At 43.4% G+C, this 16,638-nt stretch carries 15 protein-coding genes; 11 read left to right on the top strand and 4 right to left on the bottom strand.

What is annotated here, in order from left to right; all coding sequences use genetic code 11:
- Nucleotides 1-5: 5 nt before the first annotated feature.
- Genes hisD through hisZ form a run of 3 tightly spaced genes read right to left on the bottom strand, consistent with a single transcriptional unit; the run spans nucleotide 6 to nucleotide 3,187 of the window.
- On the bottom strand, nucleotides 6-1,292 hold the full coding sequence (gene hisD, locus BUC22_RS14240) for a histidinol dehydrogenase (RefSeq protein ID WP_013378700.1): 1,287 nt from the start codon (nucleotides 1,290-1,292) through the stop codon (nucleotides 6-8).
- Between the two features lie 10 nt (nucleotides 1,293-1,302).
- Nucleotides 1,303-1,932, bottom strand: a complete 630-nt coding sequence (gene hisG, locus BUC22_RS14235) for an ATP phosphoribosyltransferase (protein WP_013378701.1) — start codon at nucleotides 1,930-1,932, stop codon at nucleotides 1,303-1,305.
- Nucleotide 1,933: 1 nt separating this feature from the next.
- Nucleotides 1,934-3,187, bottom strand: coding sequence for an ATP phosphoribosyltransferase regulatory subunit (gene hisZ / locus BUC22_RS14230; RefSeq protein WP_013378702.1), 1,254 nt, complete (start codon nucleotides 3,185-3,187; stop codon nucleotides 1,934-1,936).
- Between the two features lie 253 nt (nucleotides 3,188-3,440).
- Here hisZ and BUC22_RS14225 point away from each other — a divergent pair, with 253 nt between their 5' ends.
- The 6 genes from BUC22_RS14225 (at nucleotide 3,441) to BUC22_RS14200 (ending at nucleotide 8,853) form a co-directional block, all read left to right on the top strand.
- Nucleotides 3,441-5,246 carry a GGDEF domain-containing protein gene (locus BUC22_RS14225; RefSeq protein ID WP_013378703.1) on the top strand — a complete coding sequence of 602 codons (1,806 nt, stop codon included), beginning with the start codon at nucleotides 3,441-3,443 and terminating at the stop codon, nucleotides 5,244-5,246.
- Between the two features lie 35 nt (nucleotides 5,247-5,281).
- Nucleotides 5,282-5,920: an HAD-IA family hydrolase gene (locus BUC22_RS14220; protein ID WP_013378704.1), complete on the top strand. Its 639-nt coding sequence runs from the start codon at nucleotides 5,282-5,284 to the stop codon at nucleotides 5,918-5,920.
- Nucleotides 5,920-7,167 (top strand): CCA tRNA nucleotidyltransferase, encoded by a 1,248-nt coding sequence (locus tag BUC22_RS14215; RefSeq protein ID WP_013378705.1) that lies wholly within the window; start codon nucleotides 5,920-5,922, stop codon nucleotides 7,165-7,167. Before BUC22_RS14220 ends, BUC22_RS14215 begins: the two co-directional genes overlap by 1 nt.
- On the top strand, nucleotides 7,136-7,993 hold the full coding sequence (rsmA, locus tag BUC22_RS14210) for a 16S rRNA (adenine(1518)-N(6)/adenine(1519)-N(6))-dimethyltransferase RsmA (protein ID WP_013378706.1): 858 nt from the start codon (nucleotides 7,136-7,138) through the stop codon (nucleotides 7,991-7,993). The genes BUC22_RS14215 and rsmA overlap by 32 nt, the downstream gene beginning before the upstream one ends.
- Before the next feature lie 71 nt (nucleotides 7,994-8,064).
- Nucleotides 8,065-8,346, top strand: coding sequence for a hypothetical protein (locus tag BUC22_RS14205; protein ID WP_013378707.1), 282 nt, complete (start codon nucleotides 8,065-8,067; stop codon nucleotides 8,344-8,346).
- 120 nt (nucleotides 8,347-8,466) lie between these two features.
- Nucleotides 8,467-8,853: a PadR family transcriptional regulator gene (locus BUC22_RS14200; protein ID WP_013378708.1), complete on the top strand. Its 387-nt coding sequence runs from the start codon at nucleotides 8,467-8,469 to the stop codon at nucleotides 8,851-8,853.
- A 47-nt stretch (nucleotides 8,854-8,900) separates the two neighbouring features.
- On the opposite strand, the gene ramQ is transcribed toward BUC22_RS14200, so the two are convergent.
- Complete coding sequence (ramQ, locus tag BUC22_RS14195; RefSeq protein WP_013378709.1) at nucleotides 8,901-10,682, bottom strand: corrinoid activation enzyme RamQ; 1,782 nt, start codon at nucleotides 10,680-10,682, stop codon at nucleotides 8,901-8,903.
- 298 nt (nucleotides 10,683-10,980) lie between these two features.
- Between ramQ and BUC22_RS14190 the strand changes: the two genes are divergently transcribed.
- The 5 genes from BUC22_RS14190 (at nucleotide 10,981) to BUC22_RS14170 (ending at nucleotide 16,638) form a co-directional block, all read left to right on the top strand.
- Entirely contained in the window at nucleotides 10,981-11,796 is an 816-nt protein-coding gene (locus BUC22_RS14190; RefSeq protein WP_013378710.1) for a methyltetrahydrofolate cobalamin methyltransferase, read from the top strand.
- Between the two features lie 702 nt (nucleotides 11,797-12,498).
- Nucleotides 12,499-14,178, top strand: coding sequence for a formate--tetrahydrofolate ligase (locus BUC22_RS14185; protein ID WP_013378711.1), 1,680 nt, complete (start codon nucleotides 12,499-12,501; stop codon nucleotides 14,176-14,178).
- Between the two features lie 161 nt (nucleotides 14,179-14,339).
- Nucleotides 14,340-14,969, top strand: a complete 630-nt coding sequence (locus BUC22_RS14180; protein ID WP_013378712.1) for a cyclodeaminase/cyclohydrolase family protein — start codon at nucleotides 14,340-14,342, stop codon at nucleotides 14,967-14,969.
- Nucleotides 14,970-15,004: 35 nt separating this feature from the next.
- A complete protein-coding gene (locus tag BUC22_RS14175) occupies nucleotides 15,005-15,907 on the top strand; it encodes a bifunctional 5,10-methylenetetrahydrofolate dehydrogenase/5,10-methenyltetrahydrofolate cyclohydrolase (protein WP_013378713.1) in 903 nt (300 codons plus the stop codon).
- A gap of 65 nt (nucleotides 15,908-15,972) precedes the next feature.
- Nucleotides 15,973-16,638 (top strand): methylenetetrahydrofolate reductase C-terminal domain-containing protein, encoded by a 666-nt coding sequence (locus BUC22_RS14170; RefSeq protein ID WP_013378714.1) that lies wholly within the window; start codon nucleotides 15,973-15,975, stop codon nucleotides 16,636-16,638.

The raw sequence follows: 16,638 nt of genomic DNA, 5'->3' as shown, positions 1-16,638 counted from the left end.
CTCCTTTACTTATTTTCATAGCGGCGCTCCACGGATTTTGCATGGGCGTCAAGCCCTTCGGAGCGGGCAAAGGCAGCGATCTTTGTATAAACCTTTTCCAGAGCATCCTCGGAATAGGAGAGAATGCTGGATTTTTTCATAAAGTCGTAAACACCAAGCGGTGAAGAAAATTTGGCGGTGCCAGAGGTCGGCAGCGTATGGTTTGGTCCTGCAAAATAATCTCCCAGCGGCTCTGGGGTATAACTTCCGAGGAAAATAGCGCCGGCGTTGCGGACGCGTTCCAGATACTGCATTGGCTCGGGAAGAAGAATTTCCATATGTTCAGGCGCGATGGCGTTGGAGAGTTCAAAAGCCTGCTCCAGGTTTTCTGCCACAAAGACAAAGCCGTAATTATCCACCGATTTTCGGGCAATTTCCTTGCGCCCCAGGTCAGCTTCAATCTGGCGGTAAACCTCAGTGATAACTTTTTCCCCAAAATCGGCGTCGGTAGTGACCAGAATCGGCATGGCCATTTCATCGTGCTCAGCCTGAGAAAGCAGATCAGCGGCGGCGTAAACAGGATTGGCGGTTCCATCGGCCAGGATCAATACCTCGCTGGGCCCTGCGATCATATCAATGGCGACTTTGCCAAAGACCTCTTTCTTGGCGGTAGCCACATAGATATTGCCAGGGCCGACAATTTTGTTGACGGGGGCGATGCTCTCAGTGCCGTAGGCCAGTGCGGCGACCGCCTGTGCGCCGCCTGCCTTGTAAATTTCATGAACGCCTGCAATTTTGGCAGCGGCCAGAATATTTGGGTTGATCTTTCCGTCTTTTCCCGGTGGGGTTACCATGACCAGGGAATCTACACCGGCGACAAGGGCTGGGATGCTGTCCATAAGCACCGTGGAGGGATACGCGGCCTTACCGCCGGGCACATAGAGGCCAACTCTCTCCAGAGGCGTAATGTGCTGCCCAAGGGTAATGCCCGGACCGGGATTATACATCCAGGTTTCCTCCTTTTGCTTTTCGTGAAAAGCGCGGATGTTGCCTGCGGCTTCCTCAATGACAGCGGCCATCTCCCGTCCTACAAGGTCAAAAGCCTCCTGGATTTCAGCGTCAGTCACACGCAGGGTATCCAGACGGCAGCCGTCAAATTTTTCAGTATAGTTTATAAGCGCCGCGTCACCCTGGGATTTGACGGTGTCGATGATTTCCAGAACACGGCGGCGGATTTCCTGATTCTCGCCCTCATCGCGCTTGAGAAGTGTGTCGAGCTTGTTAATGCTTTCTTTGTATGTGTAAGTTTTCATGGGATTCTCCTTAATTGATCGAAAGGTTAGCTTCAAATCTTTCTATAATCGGGTCAATCATGGCGCCTTTGGTTTTAAGGCTGACCTTGTTGACAATGAGCCGTGAGCTGATATCGCAGATTTCCTCCAGCACCACCAGGCCGTTTTCTCGCAAGGTACTGCCGCTTTCCACAATATCCACAATACAGTCTGACAGGCCTAAAAGAGGAGCCAGCTCCACAGAACCGTTAATTTTAATCAGGTCCACAGGCTCGTCCTTGCTGTTAAAATAATCTTTGGCGATGGCTGGATACTTTGTTCCCACCACCAGTTTTTTACCGAACTGAGGCTTGGAATCCTTAAAGCCGGCTACGCACATTTTGCACTGGCCGATATCCAGGTTTAAAAGCTCATAGACATTGGCGGGGTGCTCCATTAAAACATCCCGGCCGACAATGCCGATGTCCGCCGCTCCTTTTTCCACATAGGTTGGAACGTCGGGAGATTTTACCAGAAAGAACTCAATGGCACCAGTGGTATCCTGAAAAATGAGCTTCCGGCTTTTTTCGTCATAATCTTCAAAAATATATCCGATTTTCTGTAAGAGCTCGATGGCTTTTCTGGCTACCCGGCCCTTGGCTAAAGCTAAACGTATCTGCATCTTAATTCACCTCTGCTTCGACAATGCTGTCAATGGCTTGGAAGCCCTTTTTTGTAAAATGGTAGTTCTTCTGGTCACGGATCAGATAATAATGGGCATTCTGGTAGAGCGCGTTCTGTGCAAGGGCTGCTGCGCATTCTTCAGGAGTGGTCTTTAAGACAAACAGCTCAGTGGGCTGCCCCTTTTGACGCAGGATGCCTGCGGTTTTATACCCTTCACATTTGTCTTCTGGAGCATAGAGAATGATGGTTTTCCGCTTTTCAGATTGAGGCAGAAGATGGTACTGCTCCATATATTCCATCATTTTCAGCAGGTCGATCCCAAAGCCGCAGGCAGGACGGGAAATGCCGAACTTTTCAGATAAATGGTTGTAACGGCCGCCGTTGATCACGGGTTCGCCCCAGTTGTTAATATAGCCCTTAAAAATAAGGTCGGAATAATAGTTCATCTGATTGGTGAAGCCTAAATCAAAGGAGATATATTTTGCGTAGCCCGTAACCTCCAGATGATGGTAAATGGCCTTTAGCTTATCCACAACACGTCTCATGGCGTCGTTTATGCAGAGCGCTTCCATTTTTTTGAAAACCTGCTGTGGTTCTCCATAAAGTTTGGGTAATTTTAAAATAATAGCTGCGACTTTAGCATTGAGATTTTTACGGTTTAAAAATTCACCAATATCGCCGATGTTTTTATTTTCGATATATTTAAACAGCTGCGTTTTTTCCTTAACACTGAAGGCCAGCTCATCCATCAGGTGATTGATAAAGCCAACGTGTCCGAGGTCAATATGGACGTCCTCAATGCGGTTTGATAAAAGGGATTCAATGGCCAGTGCGATGATCTCACCATCGCACTCGGGGCTGTTATTCCCAAAATACTCAACGCCCATCTGAGTCATTTCCTTTTTAACGCTTTCCGGTGATGCGAAACTGCGGTAAATATTGGTTAAATATGAAAATTTGATTATTTCGTCGGGATCGTGGTGATTAATGGCAGCCATGCGGGTGACAGCCAGAGTGGCGTCAGGCTTAAGGGCAAGTACCTTCCCCTGATGGTTGACAAGTTTAAAAAGGTCATCGCTGGCGATGGAATCCTCGGCAGCGTACAGGTCATAGGCCTCAAAGGTCGGTGTTGATATGGGATGATAACCGTACAGCTCAAAAAGCTGCCCCAGGTTATTTTCTATTTTCTGCAGTGCGGGATAGCCCTGATACTGAATATTTTCAAAGCCATCAATCGTGTAATTTTCGAGCATTGCTTTCCTCCGATGATTTATTGCAGTAGCGCAATAAAGTGATGTGGTGATATAATAACATTTATTTTATAAAAGGTCAATATTCTTAGGAAAATTTAATCTTTTTTGAGTATGGTATACTCAGGATATTATTATTTTATCATAAAATCCCTAAGGCAACTCAGTTTTATATTGAAAAATAGTGAATGATGGTGCAAAATAGATAAAGAGAGTTTGGACTGGCGCATGAGTACAGAAAATCGAGGAAGATTTTATGGATACATTTTTAATATTCAACCTGATTGGCAACATCAGCCTTTGGCTGTTGATCATTGCCTTGATTGTAACTGCCTTTTTCTATTATAATTACCGTTTAAAAAAGGAAAACCTTGAACAAAAGGAACAGTACCGTCTGGATGTAGACCTGATCAGGACCATGCTCAATATGGTATCAGATTGCGTTATCCTTCTGGATGAAAGCGGCAAAATCCTGCGCGTCAACAAAAAGCTGGAGGAATATTATGGCCGTTCGGCTGATAAGATTGTCGGCAAGAACTATCAGCGGTTTCATACAGATTTTGACTATGAAGAACATAAATCGAATATGCGGCTCAATTTTGATTTGGGAAGTACCTATACACTTCCGGTAAAATATTATATGCCAGACCGTTCCGTCATCCCTTTTTCAGTAGAAATCCATCGTTTTGTCTTCAGTGAGAAGGTGTACTATGGCATTGTAGCCAGAGATGAAAAAAACCTTCAGGAACGAGAAGCTTATATTGAAGAGCAGGCAAGTAAACTGGTAGAGATCGAGCACATTGCCCGCATGGGCTACTGGGAGTTAAACCACCAGAGCAAGGAAATTGTCTGGTCCAGAGAGCTCTATCATATTTTGGGTTATGAAATTAATACGGTTAAGCCGAATCTGGATATTCTGTTTAAAATGGTTCATCCGGCTGATCAGGAGCGTGTAACCAAGGCGTTTTTGGACGCTTTCCAGAATCAGGAGACGGTGGATATCCATCACCGCATTATCACGACTAAAAATGAAGTTGTGGATGTGCTCATCCGGATCCGCCATACATTTTCCAGCAAAAATGAGCACCTTTCCACCATTGGGATCGTCCAGAATATTACAGAGGAAAAGGAACTCAGGGATAATCTGGATTTTCAGAGCCAGTTTTCAAAGGCTGTTGTGGATAACTCCGACATGCTGGTATTAACGACAGATGAAAACAACAATATTCTGGAGGTAAACCCCTTCATTGAAGAGCTGACAGGTCAGTCAAGAGAAGTTCTTATCGGACAGCCGGCAGAAGCGATCTTTGGCCGTGTCGCCCAGCGCCGCACCAACAAAGACAGAAATTATCGAAAGCCCCTTGCTCTCCGTGACAAGGAAGGCAGAATCCGCTGGATCTACTGGAATACAAGAGAACTGCCCTATTTCGATAACCGGCGTGTTTGCGTCAGTGTTGGACTGGATGTGTCGGAAGGTGTGGAATACCGCAATAAGTTTGAATACCTGGCCTACCATGAACCCATCACCGGTCTTGCGAGCCGGCTTAAGCTGCGTCAGGTTCTCAGCCGCTATTTTGCCAAAAATGCCGGAAAGCCTGGTAAGCATATGGCACTGCTCAATATATCGCTGACCAACTACCATGAAATCAATGATCTGTATGGCTATGAGGTTGGGGATCAGGTCGTTAAGCAGGTATGTGAGCAGCTGAGTGACCGTGTAGGCCATTATGGTCTTCTGGCCCGCCATAGCGATGACCTGGTGGTGCTCTTTCTGCCAAACCGTAATGCCAGAGAAAAGATTGAACCGATTTGTATAGAAATCATCGAATGCCTCAACGAGCCTTGCGTTGTGGAGGGAATGACCTTTACTATAGGCGGACAGATTGGCATAGCAAAATATCCGGAAAACGCGCAGAATAAAGAGGATCTTCAGCGCTTTGCCGACGCGGCTATGAACTGCGCCCGGCTGGATACCTCCATCGACTATTACTTTTTTGATGACAAGCTCAGAAGAAAAATGGTCGATGATAAAATGATGTACAGGAAGAACTACAAAAAATGAGGTAGAAAAGGCCAGATAAACATAAGGAGAACAGAATGGCTTATAAATGTGTGGTTTTTGATTTTGACGGTACTTTGGCCGATACAGAGGAAAAAACCTTTAACATATACAACGATATGGCTGAAAAGTACAAATATCGAAAAATCACAAAAGAAGAGCTGCAGCATATAAAAAATCTGCATATAAAGGAAATCATGGAAATTGTGGATATCCCCTTCTATAAACTACCCAGAGTCCTCAGCGAGGGGCAGAAGAGAATGCGGGCAACAATGGAAGACATACGGGCATTTTATCCGGAAATAAAAACCTTCATGGACGACCTTACCCAGATTACTGAATACCGCGGGATACTGACTTCCAACATCGAAAAAACCGTCCAGTCCTTTTTAAGGCATTACCGGTTGGAGGACGATATTGATTTTATTATGTGCTCAGCGCTTTTATCAAAGGAAAAGAAAATAAAAAAAGTTCTTAAGAAATATGATCTTAAGAAGGAGGAACTGCTTTACGTTGGCGATGAAACCAGAGATATCGAATCCTGCCTCCGGGCAGGTGTGGACGTGGTGGCAGTAAAATGGGGTTATAACACGCCCAAAGCCCTGGAACGCTGCAACCCCACTTACATGGTGGATCATACCACGGATATCCTGACCATTGTAAAGAATAAAATGTAATGGAAAAAGCAATCGAAACCTTATTTCAAGTTTTCAGAAAACATCATAAGCAGCTTTTTATTGTGGGAGGAGCTGTCCGTGACATGCTTCTGGGCAAAGCCCCGAGCGATTATGATTTCACGACCGATGCCCTGCCAGATGAGGTAGAAAGCTGGTTTGAGCATACCATCACCGTCGGTAAACACTTTGGAACCATTGGCGTTATTATGGACAAAAAAGTTTATGAAATTACCACCTTTCGTAAAGAAGCCAGCTACGCTGACGGCCGCCATCCCGATGAGGTGCTGTTTACCGATGATGTAAGAGAAGATGTCAGCCGCCGTGACTTTACCATTAATGGCCTGTTAATGGATGAGCGCGGCTGTGTTTTCGACTATGTCGGTGGGCTTGAGGACATCAGAAATGGTATGGTCCGCTGCATTGGCGATCCTAAAAAGCGCTTTGAGGAAGACCGCCTGAGAAAATGGCGCTGTATCCGCCTTGCGGCCGAAAAGCGTATGGAGCTGGATGAGCGGACCCGCAGCGCTATCCGGGATAATCCGGATACGGCTGGCGTCAGCATTGAGCGGATACGCGGAGAGCTTACCCGAATCATGTTATGTGAGAAAGTAGCGTGGGGCGGATATCTCCTCATAAAAACAGAACTTTTGGGCGATCTGCTAAACCGTATGGTTCCGGAGTATTGGAAGCGGTGTGAGGACTATCTTATCGATGGTTTTGAAATTATGGGTTATCTGCCCAAAAAGCTGCCGCTTAGGCTGGCGGCATTTCTGCTAAACATGTTTCCGGAAGAGCGGAGAGTCTTTCTCAGAGAAATGCGTTATTCCAACAAAGAAAAGCAGCTGGCCTATGGCTTTTGCCACCATGTCGTAGCGGATAGCCAGGATAGTGTTGCCTTTAAAGAAGCCCTGGCCGATATCGGAATGGAAAATGCGGAGGATTTTCTGGCTTTTCAGGATGGACTGGCTTATTGGGATGGCGATCCTTCAATTAAACGAGCAGCCGAACAGAATCAACGGGTGTACCGTCGGATTGCTGCAAACCGAGAGCCCATGACCTTAAGAGAGCTGGCCGTTAATGGAAAAGACCTGACAGACAGGGGCTATCAGGGAGAAGCGATTAAGGAAAGTCTGACCAGGCTTCTGAAAAGAGTTTATGAATATCCCGAAGAAAATAAGAAAGACAGGCTCCTGGCCTGGCTGGAAAGAGAAACACATGGAGAAACTGACCTCCCCGAAGGTAATTGAAGGGATCTTAAATAAATACGACCTGCATTTTAACAAGCGCTATGGACAAAATTTTTTGATTGATGAAAATATCGTGCGAAAAATTGTAGAAGCCGGCAATGTGCATAAAAATGATACAGTATTGGAGATAGGGCCGGGAATCGGAACCATGACTCAGGTGCTGGCTGAAGCTGCCGGAAAAGTCTATTCTGTGGAAATAGATAAAAAATTAATTCCCGTTTTAGCCAAAACCCTGGAGGACTGTAATAATGTTGAGATTATTCAGGGAGATATTTTAAAAACAGATATTCCCGGGCTCCTCCGGACAAATTTGCAGAAGAATCCTTTAAAAATTGTTGCGAATTTGCCTTACTATGTCACAACCCCCATTATTATGGGGTTTCTGGAATCAGAACTGCCCATTGAGCAGATGACTTTTATGATCCAGAAAGAAGTAGGGGAACGGCTTTGTGCAGAGCCTGGGACAAAGGCTTACGGCTCGCTGACCATTGCAGCGCAGTTTTATGCCGAAACAGAAATCAGCTTTTATGTGCCTGCGGCGGTGTTCATGCCGAGGCCAAAAGTTGATTCTATTGTGGTTACGCTGAAAAAAAGGGCAGAGCCGGCAATCCGGGTGTCTGATAAAAAGCTTTTTTTCCAGATCGTAAAGGCTTCGTTTTTAAACCGCAGAAAAACATTGATCAACGGTCTGCAAATGAACACCGATTATTCGAAAGAGCGCCTGCTGAATGCTCTGGAAAAATGTGGAATAGCTCCGGGTGTACGGGGTGAAACGCTGACGGGAGAAGATTTTGCCCGTCTGGCAAATACTCTGTCAGGAGAATAGATAAATACCCTCTGTGAATAAAAACGGTCATTTTGGATATATATCTTAATGATTGAAAGGGGGGCATTTTAATGGAAACGAAACCCGCAAGAAAGACACGTCCGTTTTACGTAACACTGGCTTTGGTAGCAATCATTATGTTTAGTCTTTTTGGTTTCCTGTTCTTTAGAGAGATGGGAAGGCTCAGCAGCCTGACCGGTGTCAGTATGCTGCCTGAACAAAAATTGACGATATCAAAAATTGACAAACAGGAACTAAGAGAAAAACAATTGGAAAACCAGTATACACAGACATTGGTTATTACGACAGATGCAGTAGCATCCTATATTATGGATAATAAAGCCATTGATTGATTTTACAGATGCCCCGTGATCAACGGGGCTTTTTGATTATGTGGATCTTTACAAAAAATTAAAAATGACGTATACTTTTATTAGCGAGCATAAGACTTAATCCAATAATGGAGGAATCGAATGAAGAGTATTAAAAGAGTGTGCGCCTGTAAAGGCGGAACCCTGACCCGTTTTATACAGCCTGTGATCCTGACCATTCTTTCAGAACAGGACGACCATGGCTACAGCATTTTATCAAAGCTGGCTGGCACTTATCTGTGGAAGGATAAAAAACCGGATGCCTCCGGTCTTTACAGAACCCTTAAAAATATGGAACAGCAGGGGCTTATCGTTTCGCATATCGACATTGCAGACAATGAGAACATGGGAAAAAGGGTCTTTTCCATCACACCCGCCGGGTTGGAATGTATGATGCACTGGAAGGAAACATTGGAAGACTACCAGAAAGGCATTGATGAAATTATTGAGGGGATTGCAGAAGCTGCCGGGAAAAGAAAACTGGATTGAAAATAAAAAGACGAAGCGTGTTCAGCTTCGTCTTTTTGTGTTCAGAATTAAATCATCACATTATCCCCGAACATGGTATTCATCATATAGGTCTCGACAAATTTGGGGTCTGTTGCCAGCTCAATATGGGTGGTGATGGTCGGGATAGCATTACAGATATCAGCCTCTTTCTTTGACAGCAGATACAACTGTGCCCCAGTGCCTGCCCCGTTGCCGATGGAACGTACAGGAACACCTTCGATTTTTGGCAGTAATCCAATAAATTGTGCATTATGAACGTCAATGTAGTTTCCGAAGGCGCCGGCAATGACAATTTCTTCAAGATCACTGCCTTTGATACCGTAATTTTCAGAGAGCAGGCAGCAGCCCGTGTAAATGGCAGCTTTTGCGAGCTGGACAGCGCGGACGTCCTTTTGTGTGATAATGATGTCTTTGCCTTCAGGATGCTCACTGGCAGTTACAATTTTAAAATACCGCTGATTATTTTCATCCACGCCAAAGCGATTTTTCATAGGGTGGGCATCTAAAGCATCACCTTTAATGAAGTTGCCCCGTTTGGCGATGAGTCCCTCACGAAACAGCATGGCGATGGCGTCAACAATGCCAGAGCCGCAGAAGCCCTGAGGAGCTGTTTTACCGATGACAGAATAAGTGATTTTGCCATTTTCACAGCCAACCTTTTCAATGGCTCCTGTAGTACCGCGCATTCCCATAGTCAGGCCTGCGCCCTCAAGAGCCGGTCCGCATGCGGTGGAAGCGACATAGAACTTGTCACAGTTTCCGACGGCGATTTCACCATTTGTACCAAGGTCAATCATTAGCCGCATTTTTTTATCGCGTGGCAGGCCCAAAAGAACCGCTGTGGTATCTGCCCCTACGAAACCGCCGAGCAGCGGCATAAAGGTAACCGTACCCTTAGGGTTAATCGGAAGCGGTGTATCCATACCTTTGAGGGATATGGCATCCTTGCAGAACCCGAGGAATGGTGCCAGGCCAAGATGCTTTGGATTGAGTTCCAGAAACAAGTGGGCCATGGTGCTGTTTCCACAATAAACAGTCTGATAAATATCGTTCGTATCGACCGACGCTTTTTTGCATACCTGAGTGATAATCTCAGTCAGAGTTTCCATGATGGCTTCGTAGATTTTATGCAGGCTTTCCGGCGATTCGCCGGCATAGTCAATGCGGCTGATAACATCTCCCCCAAAAGCAATCTGTTTGTTAAGCATGGAATGCTGGTTTAACAGGCATCCGCTTGTTATATCATAGAGGTAACCGACAACAGAGGTGGTGCCAATGTCAAAGGCAATGCCATAAATGGGTTTTTCCGTTTCATTAGAAGGGATAAAATCAATGATCCTGTTGCCGGAGACGATAACATGCAGCTTTTCATAACCTTCCAGAAAGTAAACCTCTGAAAAATGCTTTAAAACAGAATAGTCCGGCGTGTCAAGAGTTTGCGGTATGAGTTTGCGCAAAACATCCAGATCATAGGTACACATAGGCGTAACAAGATCGGTATAATTTAATGAATAGCATTTTACAATTGGATCAAAAGGCAGGTCGCTGTTGGATGAGGTTTCAAGGATCTGGCTGGCAGCCTGCTCACGGGAAGCATAAATCTCCATTCCGTCAGAAACAGAATACTGGCAGGCCAATACCTCTTTCATTTCTCCATTTTCCTTAATGTTAACTAGGCATTTTTTACAGCGTCCCTTTCCGCCGCACACAAGGTTTAAGGGCAGACCAATGGAAGCACAGACATCAGAAATCAAACTGTCCTGAGACACTTCTATTTCTTCCTCAAGTAATGGGAACAATACGCGCATGATAAATCTCCTTTATTAATATTGAAAATTATGTATATACAGGTAAACATCATCTTTAATCGTTTTAATTATACGCTTTCATAGCTGATTTTACAATACAGATTCCTTAAATTTGCAATAAGAAAAATCAGGGGTTCAGGAAGAAAGGGTAAATTTTTAAACAATTTGTGAAAAAATATTGACAACGGTTTCTGAACGTGGTACCCTATGTATATGATATATCTGTATATACAGGTAAGACTTGTATGTACATTTATTTGAGTAGCGGCGAAGTAAACGCTGTCAGAGGAGGATTATGATGATTATTATTGGAGAAAAACTGAACGGTGCGATTCCAGTGGTTAAAAAAGCCATTGAAGAAAAAGACGAAGCATTCATTAGAGACAGAGCAATTGCTCAGGCAGAAGCCGGTGCTACCTACATTGACGTATGTGCTGGTACAGCTCCTGAAATTGAACTGGAATCCTTAAAATGGATGATGGACATTGTACAGGAAGCCGTTGAAACACCACTGTGTATTGACAGCCCGGACCCTGAAATTTTGAAAGCTGTTTTCCCATTATGTAAAAAACCAGGTCTGGTAAACTCTGTTTCCGGCGAAGGTAACAAAATGGACGTTCTTTTACCATTGTTTGACGATGCAGATCCAGCATGGGAATTGGTTGCCATGACCTGTGACAATGCCGGTATTCCAAACACTGTTGAAAAGAAAGTTGAATTAACTAAAATGATGGTTGAAGAAGCTAAAAAGCATAATCTGACACCAAACAGAATTCATATTGACCCTTGTGTAATGGCTTTATCAACAGAAAACCATTCTTTCTTAAACTTCAAAGCAGAAATCGAAGGAATCAGAGAAATTTATCCTGACATTCATATTACCTCAGGCTTAAGTAACATTTCTTTCGGCTTACCAGCCAGAAAATTAATGAATCAGAATTTTATGACCTTATCTATGTTCGTGGGTATGGACTCTGCTGTTATGGATCCGACAAGCCGCGACATGATGGGCGCAATTTTCGCAACAGACGCTTTATTAGGAAACGACAGACTTTGCAGAAAATACAGCAAGGCTTTCAGACAGGGCAAGATTGGACCAGTTCAGGCGAAATAATCTTTAACCCATCCTACTTTTAATTGTGCTGATACTTGATGAATTTTAAGTATATAACATTTCTTAGTTAAGAGAGACAACATTGGCGGGCTGTGATTTGTCGATTTGTCTCTTTTAATTTTTTTCTTTCAAAATCGTTTTCATGAAATTTTTACGATAAGTTTGTTTGATATTTATCTATCAATCTAACGGCGATTTATTTTAAAATATTGCTATAAAAGCATTGACAAGCCTTTTTTTACGTGGTATGATTTAACCATAAGCAAGAAGTGGCATATTATATATAATAGTACCCAGACATAATCGGCGGGCAGATTGTAAACGTCAAGTCTTCATAACTAAGGGAAATGGTGAGAGGCACTGACGGAAATGTGAATATGGAAATGAGATTAAGCGTATTTTAAATATGGTTAGTCGAAAAAATCTTTTTTTAGCCAAGTCTGTATATACAACTATTTACATATAAGTACATGAATATACAATGTTAAAAATTTATGTAAATATATGAAAGTCAACACGTTTTGTAACAAGTTTGTATATATAAGCATATACAGGTAATACAGGAATATACAAGTGTAAACGCTAAACAGCCTTAAAAAAAAGAAAATTTATCTTACTTTGTATTTGATTTTTTTCGTAAAATGCTTTAGAATATGAAGTAAGAAATGTTAAAAATTTATCAAAGTATTGGAGGATTTAAAAATGGGTTTCAAATCAGACATCGAAATTGCACAGGAAGCTAAACCACAAGACATTCGTGAGATTGCTGCCAAGTTGGGTTTAACAGAGGATGACTTAGAATTATATGGTAAATATAAAGCTAAAGTCGATTATAATTTGTTAAAACGGGAAACCGGAAAGAAAGCAAGACTAATCTTAACAACTGCAATTAATCCGACGCCTGCTGGTGAGGGGAAAACGACAACAACAATTGGCGTTGCAGATGCTCTTTCTAAATTGGGCAAAAACACACTCGTTGCTTTAAGAGAACCTTCCTTAGGACCAGTTTTTGGTGTTAAAGGCGGCGCCGCTGGCGGCGGTTATGCTCAGGTTGTTCCGATGGAAGACATTAACCTGCATTTCACAGGCGATTTCCATGCGATTGGTGCAGCAAACAACCTTTTAGCTGCAATGCTTGATAATCACATTCATCAGGGAAATGAATTAAACATTGATCCTAAGAGAATTACATGGAGACGTTGCGTTGATATGAATGACCGTCAGTTGCGTAACATCGTCGATGGTCTTGGTAAAAAAGGTGACGGTGCAGTTCGTCAGGATGGTTTTGACATTACTGTTGCCTCTGAAATTATGGCAGCTTTCTGTTTGGCAAGTGACATTGTTGACCTGAAAAATAGAATGGGCCGTATCATTGTTGGCTATACTTACGATGATGAACCGGTTACCGCTGGTCAGTTAAAAGCTAACGGTGCAATGGCTGCTTTATTAAAAGATGCTTTGAAGCCAAATCTGGTACAGACACTGGAAGGAACACCTTCTTTTGTACATGGTGGACCATTTGCAAACATCGCTCATGGCTGTAACTCTGTAATCGCTACTAAGATGGCAATGCATTTTGCTTCTGATTATGTTGTAACAGAAGCTGGTTTCGGTGCAGACTTAGGCGCAGAAAAATTCCTGGACATCAAATGCCGTATGGCTGGTTTGAAACCAGACGCCGTTATTATCGTCGCAACTGTAAGAGCGCTGAAATACAACGGTGGAGTTCCAAAGGACGAATTAAACAACGAAAACTTAGAAGCTTTGGAAGCAGGTCTTCCAAATTTATTGAAGCATGTTGAAAACATTACTCAGGTTTACAAATTACCTGCAGTTGTTGCGATCAACCGCTTCCCATTAGATACCAAAGCAGAATTAAAATTAGTAGAAGACAAATGTAGAGAACTTGGCGTTAACGTTGCGCTGTCCGAAGTATGGGCAAAAGGCGGCGAAGGCGGTATCGCAGTTGCCAACGAGGTTATTCGTCTCTGCGAAGAAGGCGAAAACAGCTTCCAGTTCTCTTATGAAGATGACATGAGTATCAAAGATAAGATCAATGCCATTGCTACTAAGATTTATGGCGCTGACGGTGTAGACTATACTCCGGAAGCGGATGCTGAAATTGCAAAATTAACCAAACTGGGCTTTGACAAAGTTCCGGTATGTATGGCTAAGACACAGTACTCCTTAACGGATGATCAGACTAAGCTGGGCCGTCCGACTGGTTTCAGAATCACTGTTCGTCAGGCAAGTATTTCCGCAGGTGCAGGCTTTATTGTATGCTTAACCGGTGAAATTATGAAAATGCCAGGGTTACCAAAAGAGCCGGCAGCAGAACGTATTGATGTTGATGAAAACGGCGTAATCTCTGGCTTATTCTAGAAAACTGAAATACAAAATTAAATAAAAAATTTGACTGCTTTCGCTACATTGGCAGTCTGGGGGAGGGGTTCGACTCCTCCCCATTCGCATTTTCAGACAAAAATTTTTTTATGAAAAATGTGAACCTTAATTAAAGAACATAAATTTTGAGAGGAAACACTATGGGAATCGCAGACAAAAAATGTACAGAATTTGTCGAAGTACTTTACAGTAAAAGTGCTGTTCCGGGAGGCGGCGGTGCAGCGGCACTGGTAGGCGCCATTGGTACAGCATTGGCAGGAATGGTCGGCAATCTGACCACCGGTAAGAAAAAATATGCTGAATATGAAGAAGATATCCAGAGAATTCTTGGCGAAGCACAGGCATTACAGGATCAGCTGATGGCGATGATTGATCAGGATGCCGAAAATTTCGCGCCTCTGGCCAAGGCTTACAGCCTTCCGACAGAAACGGAAGAGCAAAAGGCACATAAGGCAGAAGTAATGGAAGAATGTACAAAGGTAGCCTGCGGCGTACCCATTGAGATTGTTCGTGTATGCTATAAGAGCATCAAGCTTCACGAAGAACTTGTCCACAAGGGTTCCGCTTTGGCTATTTCTGACGTTGGCGTTGGGGTACAATGCCTGCGCGCAGCAATGATCAGCGGCTGGCTGAATGTTTTAATCAACATCAAGACCATGAAGGACAGAGACTATGTGGCTTCTGTTGAAAATGAGCTGAAGCCTATGCTGGAAGATGGTATTGCAATTTGCGACACTGTTTATGCCGAAGTGGAAAAACAGTTGTCTTAAAACTAAAATTTAAAAAATAAATTCAGGAGAAAATTATGGCAGCAAAATTATTAAGTGGTAAAGAAGTAAGTGAGTCCATGTTAGCAAAGGTTCTGGAGGATGCAAAATCCCTGATTGCCGGAGGCGTTCAGCCTAAACTGGCAATTATGCGTGTTGGCGCAGACCCAGGGTCTATCTCTTATGAAAAGAGTATTATTACCAGAATGGGCAAATCAAGCATTGAAGTGGAATCTGTAGAATTCCCTGAAGATGTAACACAGGCTGATTTTGTAGCAAAATTAAAAACGCTTAATGATGACAAAAATATCCATGCGGTTTTGATTTTTAAACCGCTTCCAGAACAGCTGGATGAAGAAGAAATCAAATATATCTTAAGCCCGGAAAAAGACCCGGATGCTTTAAATCCAACAAACCTTGGTAAATTAATGATTGCGGATGAAAGAGGCTTCTTCCCATGTACAGCAGAAGGCGTTATGGAGCTGCTGAAGCACTATGAAATTGATGTTAAAGGTAAAGATGTTGTCATTATCAACAACTCAAATGTTCTTGGAAAACCGCTGGCAATTATGCTGACCAATGAATTCGCAACAGTGACCATGTGTCATGTGTTCACAAAAGACACACCGTCTTATACAAAAAAAGCGGATATTGTTGTTACAGCTGCTGGTATCTATGGCCTGGTTAAACCGGATATGTTAAGCGAAGACTGTATTCTGGTTGACGTTGCAATGTCCCAGATGAAAGATGAAAACGGCGAATTTGTATTAAACGAAGAAGGCAAAAAGATCCGTACGGGTGATGCCCACGTTGACTGCCTGGATAAGGTTGCAATGATCACCTCTGCTACGCCTGGCTGCGGCGGAGGAACTGGCCCGATCACCACCGCTCTTCTGGCACAGCATGTCATTAAAGCCTGCAAACAGCAGAACAATTTATAGGAATGGGAATTAAGCCCGGGAGAGTATCTCCCCGGGCGGATTAAATATAGACGGAGGAAGTAAAAATGATTATTTCTCAAAAGAAATCTTTTGAAGATGTATTAGAATATTTAAAGGATGCAAAGAAAGTGGTCATCACTGGTTGTTCTGAATGTGCGACCGTTTGTAAAACCGGTGGGGAAGAAGAAGTTGAAGCCATGAAAGCTGCACTGGAAGCCGAAGGTAAAGAAGTCTTGGCAACCAAGGTTTTAACAACTTCCTGTAATGTGCTTTTAAACAAAAAAGAGTTAAAGGAAATCAAAGGTGAGCTGGGCGACGCAGATGCTGTACTGTGTATGGCTTGCGGCGATGGAGTCCAGACTGTTGCCAAGGGGGTTAAAAAAGAAACCTATCCGGCAAATGACACCATGTTTGTTGGCGAAACCGTCCGCAATGGTATCTTTGAAGAAATGTGTAAAACCTGCGGTGACTGCGTACTTGGAAGAACTGCTGCAATCTGCCCGATTACCCGCTGTGGCAAATCCTTATTAAACGGTGCCTGCGGTGGCTCCAGAGACGGAAAATGCGAAGTTATTCCTGAAAATGACTGTGCATGGATTGAAATTTATAAAAAATTGAAAGAACAGGGTAAAGAAGAATTACTTGAAGAAATTCAGCCATTACGCGGCTATAAAAAAGTTGCTTACCCAAGAACAATTAATTTAAGAGATCAGGAAAAGGATGGTGAATAA

The sequence above is a fragment of the Eubacterium callanderi genome (assembly GCF_900142645.1).
GTDB classification, from domain to species: Bacteria; Bacillota; Clostridia; order Eubacteriales; family Eubacteriaceae; genus Eubacterium; species Eubacterium callanderi.
This window is presented reverse-complemented; position numbering and strand designations above follow the sequence as displayed.

Coding starts and splice junctions, on each gene's coding strand:
- hisD (WP_013378700.1), bottom strand. CDS start 1,292: ATGAAAACTTACACATACAAAGAAAGCATTAACAAGCTCGACACACTT.
- hisG (WP_013378701.1), bottom strand. CDS start 1,932: ATGCAGATACGTTTAGCTTTAGCCAAGGGCCGGGTAGCCAGAAAAGCC.
- hisZ (WP_013378702.1), bottom strand. CDS start 3,187: ATGCTCGAAAATTACACGATTGATGGCTTTGAAAATATTCAGTATCAG.
- BUC22_RS14225 (WP_013378703.1), top strand. CDS start 3,441: ATGGATACATTTTTAATATTCAACCTGATTGGCAACATCAGCCTTTGG.
- BUC22_RS14220 (WP_013378704.1), top strand. CDS start 5,282: ATGGCTTATAAATGTGTGGTTTTTGATTTTGACGGTACTTTGGCCGAT.
- BUC22_RS14215 (WP_013378705.1), top strand. CDS start 5,920: ATGGAAAAAGCAATCGAAACCTTATTTCAAGTTTTCAGAAAACATCAT.
- rsmA (WP_013378706.1), top strand. CDS start 7,136: ATGGAGAAACTGACCTCCCCGAAGGTAATTGAAGGGATCTTAAATAAA.
- BUC22_RS14205 (WP_013378707.1), top strand. CDS start 8,065: ATGGAAACGAAACCCGCAAGAAAGACACGTCCGTTTTACGTAACACTG.
- BUC22_RS14200 (WP_013378708.1), top strand. CDS start 8,467: ATGAAGAGTATTAAAAGAGTGTGCGCCTGTAAAGGCGGAACCCTGACC.
- ramQ (WP_013378709.1), bottom strand. CDS start 10,682: ATGCGCGTATTGTTCCCATTACTTGAGGAAGAAATAGAAGTGTCTCAG.
- BUC22_RS14190 (WP_013378710.1), top strand. CDS start 10,981: ATGATTATTATTGGAGAAAAACTGAACGGTGCGATTCCAGTGGTTAAA.
- BUC22_RS14185 (WP_013378711.1), top strand. CDS start 12,499: ATGGGTTTCAAATCAGACATCGAAATTGCACAGGAAGCTAAACCACAA.
- BUC22_RS14180 (WP_013378712.1), top strand. CDS start 14,340: ATGGGAATCGCAGACAAAAAATGTACAGAATTTGTCGAAGTACTTTAC.
- BUC22_RS14175 (WP_013378713.1), top strand. CDS start 15,005: ATGGCAGCAAAATTATTAAGTGGTAAAGAAGTAAGTGAGTCCATGTTA.
- BUC22_RS14170 (WP_013378714.1), top strand. CDS start 15,973: ATGATTATTTCTCAAAAGAAATCTTTTGAAGATGTATTAGAATATTTA.